The following is a 9,478-nucleotide window of genomic DNA, read 5'->3' on the forward strand; positions in this document are numbered from 1 at the left end:
CGTCGCCGACCGCCTCCTCGCCGACCCCGCCGTGCAGCTCACCGCGCTCGGCCGGGGCGACGACGCCGACGTCCGCTTCGACCTCGCCACCGGCAGCCCCGGCGCGCTCACCCGGTTCCTGGACGCCGTGCACCCCGGCGTCGTCGTCAACTGCGCCGGTGCCACCCGGGGCGGCGCCCGCGACCTCACCCGGCACAACACCGTCGCCGTGGCCACCGTCTGCGAGGCGCTGCGCCGCAGCGGCTGCGGGGCCCGGCTGGTGCAGATCGGCTGCGGCTCCGAGTACGGGCCCAGCCAGCCCGGCTCCTCCACGGCCGAGGACGCCGTACCCCGCCCGGGCGGCCCCTACGGGGTCAGCAAGCTCGCCGCCACCGAACTGGTCCTCGGCTCCGGGCTGGACGCCGTGGTGCTGCGGGTCTTCTCGCCCGCCGGACCCGGCACCCCGGCGGGGTCGCCCCTCGGGAGGCTCGCCGAGGCCATGCGCCGGGCCATGCAGGCGGGCGACGGCGAACTCAAGCTCGCCGGGCTCGGCGTCCAGCGCGACTTCGTCGACGTCCGCGATGTCGCCCGCGCCGTGCACGCCGCCTCGCTGTCGGCCGCGCAGGGCGTGATCAACATCGGCTCCGGCCGTGCCGTACGGCTGCGTGACGCGGCCACGGTCCTCGCGCGGGTCGCCGGGTACGGCGGCGCGCTCAACGAGCTCGACGCGCCTCCCGGCCCGTTGCGGGGGCAGATCGGGCATCCGCGCGGTGACCTGGACCACGCGGTGCCGGTCGCGTACCCCTACCCGGACGGCTGCGGGAGCTGGCAGCAGGCCGATGTGCGCACCGCCCGCGACCGGCTCGGCTGGCGGCCCCGGATCAATCTGGAGGAGTCGCTCGCGGACATCTGGATGGAGGCGGCATGCCGCATCTGACCAGCGCGCCCGCCGTCACCGGCGTACGTACCACGATCGGCGTCCCCGACTACGCGCACCCGCTGACCGCGCCCGCCCAGTGGGCCGAACTGGCGCGTCCCGGAACGCCGTTGGACTGGGTGGTGCTCAATGTCGCCGCCGGACCGGGCGTCCGTCCCGACCCGCACTGCCTGGAGGCGGCGGGCCGGCTGCAGCGCGGCGGGGTCCGGGTGCTGGGTCACCTGGACCTGGCGCACGGCATGCGCCCCTTCGCCGACCTGGTCACCGACGCGCACCGCCACCTCGACTGGTACCGCGTCGACGGCTTCCTGCTGGAACGCTGTCCCGGTGACCGGACGGAACTGCCCGGGGTCCGGCGGGTGATCGCCACGCTGCGCGCGCTCGCCGGGGACACCCACATCGTGCTCGGCCACGGGGAGCACCCCTGTCCGGGGTACGCGGAGAACGCCGACCAGCTGGTGACCTTCCGGGGCTCCTGGGCCGACTACCGCTGGTCCCAGGTGGCCGAGTGGACCGCCGACCATCCGGAAAGCCGCTTCTGCCACTTCGTGCACGGGGTGCCCCGAGGCCACCTGGAGGAGGCGCTGCGCATCGCGCGCTGGCAGGGCGCCGGGACGATCTACCTCACCGACCGCACGGACCAGGGCGGCCGGGCCAACCCGTGGGAGGCCATGCCCGGCCACTGGGACGAATTCGTCTCGCGGGTCGGAACGGGTGTCTCGGAATGAAGAAGGCCGTGGCAGTGTTACGGGAAGAACAACCCGTAGTGATCGACCGACCAACGGAGTCCCCGTGTCGCTGCCACCCCTGGTCGAGCCCGCTTCCGAGCTCACCGTAGATGAGGTCCGCCGGTACTCCCGCCACCTGATCATCCCCGATGTGGGGATGGAAGGGCAGAAGCGGCTGAAGAACGCCAAGGTGCTCTGTGTGGGCGCCGGCGGCCTGGGTTCACCCGCGCTGATGTACCTCGCGGCGGCCGGTGTCGGCACGCTCGGCATCGTGGAGTTCGACGAGGTCGACGAGTCCAACCTCCAGCGGCAGATCATCCACAGCCAGGCGGACATCGGCCGCTCGAAGGCGGAGTCCGCGCGGGACACGGTCAAGGGCATCAACCCGTACGTGGACGTGGTCCTGCACGAGGAACGGCTCGAGGCCGAGAACGTGATGGAGATCTTCGGCCAGTACGACCTGATCGTCGACGGCACGGACAACTTCGCCACCCGGTACCTGGTCAACGACGCGTGCGTGCTGCTGAACAAGCCGTACGTGTGGGGCTCGATCTACCGCTTCGACGGCCAGGCGTCCGTCTTCTGGTCCGAGCACGGCCCCTGCTACCGCTGCCTCTACCCGGAGCCCCCGCCGCCCGGCATGGTCCCCTCCTGCGCCGAGGGCGGCGTGCTCGGCGTGCTGTGCGCGTCGATCGGGTCGATCCAGGTCAACGAGGCGATCAAGCTGCTGGCGGGCATCGGTGACCCGTTGGTCGGCCGCCTGATGATCTACGACGCCCTGGAGATGCAGTACCGCCAGGTCAAGGTCCGCAAGGACCCCGACTGCGCGGTGTGCGGCGAGAACCCCACGGTAACCGAGCTGATCGACTACGAGGCGTTCTGCGGCGTCGTCTCCGAGGAGGCCCAGGAGGCCGCGGCCGGCTCCACGATCACTCCCAAGCAGCTCAAGGAGTGGATCGACGACGGCGAGAACATCGAGATCATCGACGTACGCGAGCAGAACGAGTACGAGATCGTCTCCATCCCCGGCGCCAAGCTGATCCCGAAGAACGAGTTCCTCATGGGCACCGCCCTGGAGTCCCTCCCGCACGACAAGCGCATCGTCCTCCACTGCAAGACGGGCGTCCGCAGCGCGGAGGTCCTGGCCGTCCTGAAGTCCGCGGGCTTCGCGGACGCGGTCCACGTGGGCGGCGGCGTGATCGGCTGGGTCAACCAGATCGAGCCGAGCAAGCCGGTCTACTGAGCCGTTCCGGCCCCGAAGGCCCACCGCGCCGCTTCACACCGGCGCGGTGGGCCTTCGCCGTTTGCTGGCGACGGCTGTTGGGCAGCCCTGGACCGGAGTTGTCGGGGGAGTGGGGGAGCTCGGGTGGACGGTGAGGGCGCGTCGGTGGTCATTTCGGTGGCCGCTGTGGTCATCAGTGTGCTGTCGCTGTACGTGGCCCGGCGTAAGGACCGCAGGGACGCGCTGCTCAAGCTGCATGAGTCGCTGATCAGTCCGGAGTTGCAGCACGGCAGGCGGACGGTGTTCCTGATGTACGAGCGGGGGGTGCGGGTGGAGGAGCTGAGCGGGGAGGAGTATGCCGTCGTCAACCGGGCGCTCGCGGCCTTCGACGTCGTCGGCCTCTACTGCCACAAGGGGTATGTGAGTGAGAGGGACATCCTCGAACTGTGGGCGGTGCCGCTGGTCAGGCTGAAGTATGCGGGCAGGGCATTCCTGGAGTACCGCGACGCGCAGGTGGCGGGAATGTCGACCTGGCCGCGCTTCCGGCGGCTGGCGGATCATGCGGAGACATATCTGCGGGGGCGGGGCGTCGATGTCGCCCGGCTCACCGGGCCCACGCCGGGCGTGCCGGAGAGTCGTAGCGAGCCGTCGTAGGGCAGCCGTCAGGTGCAGACCGTGCCGGGCTTCGGGGTTCGGCCCGTCAGCAGGTAGTCGTCGACCGCCTTCTGGACGCACTTGTTCTTGCTGTCGTACGCCCCGTGTCCCTGGCCCCTGTAGGTGAGTTCGACGGCGACCCCCTTGCCGAGGGCGTCGACCATGGCGCGGGCGCCTTTGTAGGGGGTCGCGGGGTCGCCGGTGTTGCCGACGACGAGGATGGGGGCGGAGCCGGGGGCGTGGACGTCGGGGTGGTCGGCGGCGCCGGGGACGGCCCAGTCGGTGCAGCTGGCCATGCCCCAGGCGAGGTAGTCACCGAAGACGGGGGAGACCCCGCGGAAGTCGGGGAGCTTGGACTGGATGTAGGCCGGAGTGTAACGAGGCTTCTCGTCCGAGCAGTTGATGGCGATGTTGGCCGGAGCGATGTTGCTGTACTCGCCGTCCTCCGACCGCCCGTTCATCGAGTCGGACAGCGCCATCAGCACCCTGCCGTCCCCGGCGTACGCCTGCTCGAGACCCTCGGTGAGGTACTCCCAGAAGTCCTTGGAGTACAGCGCCTGCGCGATGCCGTTGGTCGCCGCGGTCTCGGTCAACCGGCGTGGAGGGATGCCGGGGATGGGCTTCTTGTCCAGGTCCTTCAGCAGCTTGGAGATACGTTTCTTCACATCGTCCGCGGTGTCCCCGAGTGGGCAGTCCTCGACCTGGGACGTGCAGTCCTCGGCGAAGTTGTCCAGCGCCAGCTGGAATCCCCGCGCCTGGCTGAGCGCCCCCTCCTCGGTCGTCTCGGTGGGGTCCACCACCGCGTCGAAGACGGCCCGCCCCACATGCCGGGGGAACAAGTGGGCGTACACACCGCCGAGTTCCGTACCGTACGAGATGCCGAAGTAGTGCAGCTTGGCGTCCCCGAGCACCTGCCGCATCAGGTCCATGTCGCGGGCCGCGTCCGTGGTGCGCACATGGGGCAGGATCTTCTTGGACCGCCGCTCGCACGCGTCGTTGAACTTCTTCGTGCGGGCGATGAGTTGCCTCTGCTCGGCGGTGTCGTCGGGCGTCGCGTCCTGCTGGAAGAACGTGTCGAGCTGGGAGTCGCTCTCGCACAGCACCGGCGCGCTGCGGCCGACCCCGCGCGGGTCGAAGCTGACCAGGTCGTACCGGGTGCGCAGGGCGGCGTAGTCCTCGCTGAACGCGGGCAGCGTGGTGACGCCGCTGCCGCCGGGCCCGCCGAAGTTGAAGACCAGTGAGCCGATCCGGTCCTCGGCCGGGCCGTCCGCCTCGGCGCGGATCAGGGCGATGCCGAGGGTGTCGCCCTTGGGCCTGCCCCAGTCCAGAGGTGCCTGCATGGTGGCGCACTGCCACGTCGTGCCGCCGGGCAGCGGGGACGGTGCCGAGCCGCCGCCCTCCGCCTCGGAGGGGGCCGGACAGTCCTTCCACTGAAGCTTCTGCTTCGTCAGATCCCCGTGCCCCGACCCGCCGCAACCAGCCAGCAGGGCGGCCATCAGCACGGCACTGGTCGTCAGGGTGGCCGCGCGCGACCGGGAAGGGTTCGGCATACAGCCATCCTCACGGCGCGCCCGCGACTCCGCGCGGGGCACGGGCCGTAAGGAGTACGGGGACGACAGCCCCTACGGGACCCGCAAGGGCAGGCCGGCCGGGCCGGCGCCCCCTACAGGGCTCCCTTACGGGTCAGGTGGTTGAACGCCAGCCACCCCGGCAGCACCGGCAGCCAGAGCGTCAGCAGCCGGAACAGCAGTACCGCCGGAGCCGCCACCTCCTTGGGCAGCCCGACCGCGATCAGACCGACGGTCAGCGTCGCCTCCACGGCCCCGACCCCGCCCGGCGTCGGCGCGGCGGAACCGAGCGCGTTGCCCGCCAGGAAGACCACCGCGACGCTGGCGATGCTGATGTGCGCCGACTCGTCGCCGAACGCCCGGATCGAGGCGTCCAGACACATCACGAAGCACCCGGTGAGCAGCAGCATGCCGCCGATGCCGGTGACCAGCTTCTGCGGCCGCTGGAGCACGTCCAGCATGCGCGGCACCACCCCGGCGAACAGCGACCGTACGCGTGTGACGACGAACTTCCGCAGCAGCGGTACCGACGTCACCACCAGCACCAGCACCGCGACCGTCAGCAGACCCGCGATGACCGTCCGGGAGGGCGACAGCGACGGCGTCTTCTCGGTGCCGGTGAGATAGCCGAAGGACAGCAGCATCAGGATGTGGCAGCCGAGACCGAACAATTGCGACGCGCCCACACTGGCCACCGCGAGCCCCGGCCGCACCCCCTGCCGCTGGAGGAACCGCGTGTTCAGCGCGACACCGCCGACGGCCGCCGGAGCGACGATCTTCACGAAGGAACCGGCGACCTGCGCCGCCACCGTCCGCACGAACGGCACCCGCTCCGGCACGAACCCGAGCAGCGCCATCGCGGCGGCCACGTAACTGAGCGCGGAGAACGCCACGGCGGCCGCCACCCAGCCCCACTGGGCCTGCGCGAACAGCTTGCCGAACTCGATGTGGGTGAGCTGGGTGAGCAGGAAGTACGCGCCGATCGCGCCCGCGATGACGCTGATCAGGGTGCGCGGCCGGATGCGCTCCAGGCGGGCCGGCTCGACCGGGGCCTGCGGCCTGATCCGGAGCACCTGGTGCCGGATCTGGGTGAGCAGGTCCTCCTCGCGGGCCTCGTCGATCGCCTCGTCGATGGCCCGCTTCTCGGCCCGCTGCTCGGCGCGGACGGCCTTCTTGTCGGGCTTGCCAGGAGGCACCGCGCCCTCCTCGGACGCCGCCTCCAGCCGGGCCTGCTTGGCCAGCCGGGACGACTCCAGCACCGCCTCCCGCTCCCGCTCCGCGCGCTCACGGCCCAGCTTGCGCAGGGTGGCGCGGGTGGAGCGGGTCAGCGCGATGGGCTGGAGCATCGGCAGGCAGCCGGCCACCGTGTCCGGGCCGAGCACCGCGACCGCCGCGGCCACGGCCCGCTCGGCGCCGACCCGCAGGCCGAGCGTGGTGAGCATCTGGGCCACGTCCATGCGCAGCAGCAGATCGCCCGCCGCGATCTCCCCGCCGCGCAGCTCGGCGAGGATCACCTTGCCGGAACGATCCACCAGTACGGCGTCGCCGGCGAGCCTGCGGTGCGCGATGCGCCGGGACTGCAGCGCCCGCACCTGGTGCCAGACCTTGTGCAGCAGCTCGTCGGTGATCTCGTCGTCGGCCAGCGAGTCGAGCGTGCGGCCGCCGGTGTGCTCGTAGACGAGGATGACCGCGTCGGGACCCAGCTCGGAGGTGGCGATCAACTTGGGGGCGTTGGCGCCGGCCGCGATGGCCGCGTAGGCGAGGAGCGCCTCCTGCTCCAGGGCCTGTCTGAGGGACTGGAGGCTGGAGCGGGTGGCGAAGCCGCGCAGGGTGAGGTTGCGCCAGGCCCGGTAGAAGAAGCCCTGGGCCTGCTGCTCCCGGTCGACGACCGTGACGTCCAGGGGCGGGCCGTCCTCCAGGGTGACGAAGTAGCGCCGCCCCCGGTCACCGTTCTCCGCCTCCGGGCCCTCCTCGCGGACCGCGCTGACCGGGTGGAAGCCGACGTGGCGCAGGCCCGCCATCAGGGTGCGGCCGGTGGGGCGGACGTTGGGGGAGCCGACGGCGTAGAGGGTGCCGTAGGCGACGGTCCAGCCGATGAGCACAGTCAGGATGATGGCGAACGGCGTGGTGTAGCCGGTGACCAGCATGGAGAACGCGTCGAGCAGCAGCACGATCCACAGCACCGCGCGCCAGCGGGGTCTGCGGGACATGCCGACGGCCGTCATATAGGCGATGACCGGTGCGAGATAGCCGTGCACCGGGTCGGTCAGCGCGTGGATGTCACCGGGCGCGGGCTGGGTGAGCGCCTCCTGGATGGAGTCGGGGGCGGCGCGGGCGACCCAGAGGTCGGTGGCGAGGGTGACGCCGTGCGCGAGGACGGCCGCGAGGACACCGTCCGCGATCCGCAGCCCGTCGCGTTTGATCAGCCGCTCGATGGCGAAGGCCACCGGGACCAGCAGGATGGCGATGCTGGACGCCAGTCCCGCGATCTTGATCAGCAGGTCGGGCGCCTGGCCGGTGCCCTTGTTGATGTCCTGTTCGAGCCCCGAGGTGGTGCCGTGCGCGAAGGCGGCGATGGCGAGCAGCAGGGCGATCGCCAGCACGCCCGCCAGGAGCCGCATGAGGTCGGAGGGGCGGTGCACGCGCGCGGGGAGCAGCGGTTCGTCGCCCTCGACCTCCTCCATGACGTCGTCGGAGGGGCGCCTGCGGGCGTACGCCCGCGCGGGGGCGCCCGCCTCACCGACCTCACGCGCGCGTGGACCCGCGTCCTCGGCGGGGCCGGGGGAGGCGCCGGGGCGCGCGGACGCGCCGGAGGTGCCCTCCGCGTCGTCGTGCACACCCTGCTTGTTCATGGTCTCTTCTTGGTCTCGTATCACCAGTCACCGCCCGCACGATGGTGGCACGACTGAGGGGCGCGAGGGGGCATCAGGGTGTGGATCGAGGTGCGAAAAGTGCGATTGGGCGGAGTGCGGGCCCGTCCGGACACCCCTGGCCGGCCACGTCCCATTGTCGTAGGCGTACGGCAGGATGGGGTGGATGAGCGAGCAGAGCCCTGCCGGGGAGGGGCGCCCGGACGAACTTCCGGAGTACGCCGAGCGCGTGCTCGACGTGGCCGAGCGGATTCCACCGGGCCGGGTGATGACCTACGGCGACGTCGCGGAGTGGCTGGAGGAGGGCGGACCGCGCCAGGTGGGCCGGGTCATGGCGCTGTACGGGGGCGCGGTGCCGTGGTGGCGCGTGGTGCGGGCCGACGGCGCGCTGCTGCCCGGCCACGAGCTGCGTGCCCTCGACCGGTACCGGACCGAGGGCACCCCGCTGAAGCAGGCGTCCCGCGGCGCGGAGGGACATCTGCCGCGCCTGGACATGAGACGGGCCCGCTGGGACGGGAGCCCGGCGGACCACAGCTGACGGCCTCCGGCAAGGGCCGCGGCTCGCATCCGCTCGTACGGGGGACATCGGGCACGTCCCCGACATGACGTACGTTCGTTGAGGCGGGAAGCCCCGAGGCGCCCGACTCCGTACGCCCCGTACGCCCCTACGACCACCCCGCACCACCACCAGGACCGGCGAACCACGTGAGCACCACCTTCTCCACCGGACGCCTGCCGCACCCCCAGGGTCGGCAGGCGCCTCGTGGTGCCTACCGGCTGCTCCGCACCCCGCCCGTCCAGGCACCGCCGCCCCGCCCGGACGCCGCCCAGCGCGCGGTGATCGAGCACGGGAGCGGTCCGCTGCTCGTCCTCGCGGGGCCCGGCACCGGCAAGACCACGACCCTGGTGGAGTCCGTCGCCGCGCGCGTGGCCCGCGGCGGCGACCCCGAGCGCATCCTGGTGCTGACCTTCAGCCGCAAGGCCGCCGTCGAGCTGCGCGACCGGATGGCCCGGCGCATGGGCGCCGCCCGCGCGCCCCGCGCCACCACCTTCCACTCCTACTGCTACGCCCTGGTCCGCGCGCACCAGGACAGCGACCGCTTCGCCGAGCCGCTGCGGCTGCTCTCCGGCCCCGAGCAGGACGTCACCGTGCGCGAGCTGCTCGCCGGGCAGCCCGAGCTGGAGCGGCTCGGGCTCACGCATGTGCGCTGGCCCGACGACCTGCGCGCCTGCCTGACCACGCGCGGCTTCGCCGACGAGGTCCGCGCGGTCCTCGCGCGCAGCCGCGAGCTGGGGCTCGCGCCCGGCGCGCTGGACGCCTTCGCGCGCCGCATCGGACGCCCCGACTGGCGCGCGGCCGCCGCCTTCCTCGCCGAGTACCTCGACGTGATCGACCTCCAGGGCGTCATCGACTACGCCGAACTCGTCCACCGCGCGGTGCTCCTCGCCCACCGCCCCGAGGTCGCCGAGCGCCTCGCCGCGTCCTACGACGCCGTGTACGTCGACGAGTACCAGGACAC

General features: G+C 72.1%; 8 protein-coding genes. 6 read left to right on the forward strand and 2 right to left on the reverse strand.

The window, feature by feature from the left end; translation table 11 throughout:
* From CCN33_RS18905 to CCN33_RS18920, 4 genes are all read left to right on the forward strand, one after another.
* Positions 1-916: NAD-dependent epimerase/dehydratase family protein (locus tag CCN33_RS18905; RefSeq protein WP_086694757.1), on the forward strand; the 916-nt coding region annotated here is incomplete at its 5' end.
* Positions 904-1,644, forward strand: a complete 741-nt coding sequence (locus CCN33_RS18910; protein WP_086694758.1) for a spherulation-specific family 4 protein — start codon at positions 904-906, stop codon at positions 1,642-1,644. The genes CCN33_RS18905 and CCN33_RS18910, both read left to right, overlap by 13 nt.
* Before the next feature lie 64 nt (positions 1,645-1,708).
* Positions 1,709-2,887 (forward strand): adenylyltransferase/sulfurtransferase MoeZ, encoded by a 1,179-nt coding sequence (gene moeZ, locus CCN33_RS18915; protein WP_086694759.1) that lies wholly within the window; start codon positions 1,709-1,711, stop codon positions 2,885-2,887.
* Between the two features lie 123 nt (positions 2,888-3,010).
* Entirely contained in the window at positions 3,011-3,520 is a 510-nt protein-coding gene (locus CCN33_RS18920; protein ID WP_086694760.1) for a hypothetical protein, read from the forward strand.
* 8 nt (positions 3,521-3,528) lie between these two features.
* Here CCN33_RS18920 and CCN33_RS18925 read toward each other — a convergent pair whose 3' ends face one another.
* Positions 3,529-5,070, reverse strand: coding sequence for an alpha/beta hydrolase (locus tag CCN33_RS18925; protein WP_086694761.1), 1,542 nt, complete (start codon positions 5,068-5,070; stop codon positions 3,529-3,531).
* Between the two features lie 113 nt (positions 5,071-5,183).
* On the reverse strand, positions 5,184-7,940 hold the full coding sequence (locus tag CCN33_RS18930; RefSeq protein ID WP_086694762.1) for a lysylphosphatidylglycerol synthase transmembrane domain-containing protein: 2,757 nt from the start codon (positions 7,938-7,940) through the stop codon (positions 5,184-5,186).
* A 184-nt stretch (positions 7,941-8,124) separates the two neighbouring features.
* On the opposite strand from CCN33_RS18930, the gene CCN33_RS18935 reads away from it, so the two are divergent.
* On the forward strand, positions 8,125-8,496 hold the full coding sequence (locus tag CCN33_RS18935) for an MGMT family protein (protein ID WP_208621796.1): 372 nt from the start codon (positions 8,125-8,127) through the stop codon (positions 8,494-8,496).
* Between the two features lie 167 nt (positions 8,497-8,663).
* On the forward strand, positions 8,664-9,478 hold an 815-nt coding region (locus CCN33_RS18940; protein ID WP_167387897.1), incomplete at its 3' end, for a UvrD-helicase domain-containing protein.

Origin of the sequence: Streptomyces recifensis (genome assembly GCF_002154615.1) — a bacterium.
Taxonomy (GTDB): Bacteria; Actinomycetota; Actinomycetes; order Streptomycetales; family Streptomycetaceae; genus Streptomyces; species Streptomyces griseoluteus.

Coding starts and splice junctions, on each gene's coding strand:
- CCN33_RS18910 (WP_086694758.1), top strand. CDS start 904: ATGCCGCATCTGACCAGCGCGCCCGCCGTCACCGGCGTACGTACCACG.
- CCN33_RS18925 (WP_086694761.1), bottom strand. CDS start 5,070: ATGCCGAACCCTTCCCGGTCGCGCGCGGCCACCCTGACGACCAGTGCC.
- CCN33_RS18930 (WP_086694762.1), bottom strand. CDS start 7,940: ATGAACAAGCAGGGTGTGCACGACGACGCGGAGGGCACCTCCGGCGCG.
- CCN33_RS18935 (WP_208621796.1), top strand. CDS start 8,125: ATGAGCGAGCAGAGCCCTGCCGGGGAGGGGCGCCCGGACGAACTTCCG.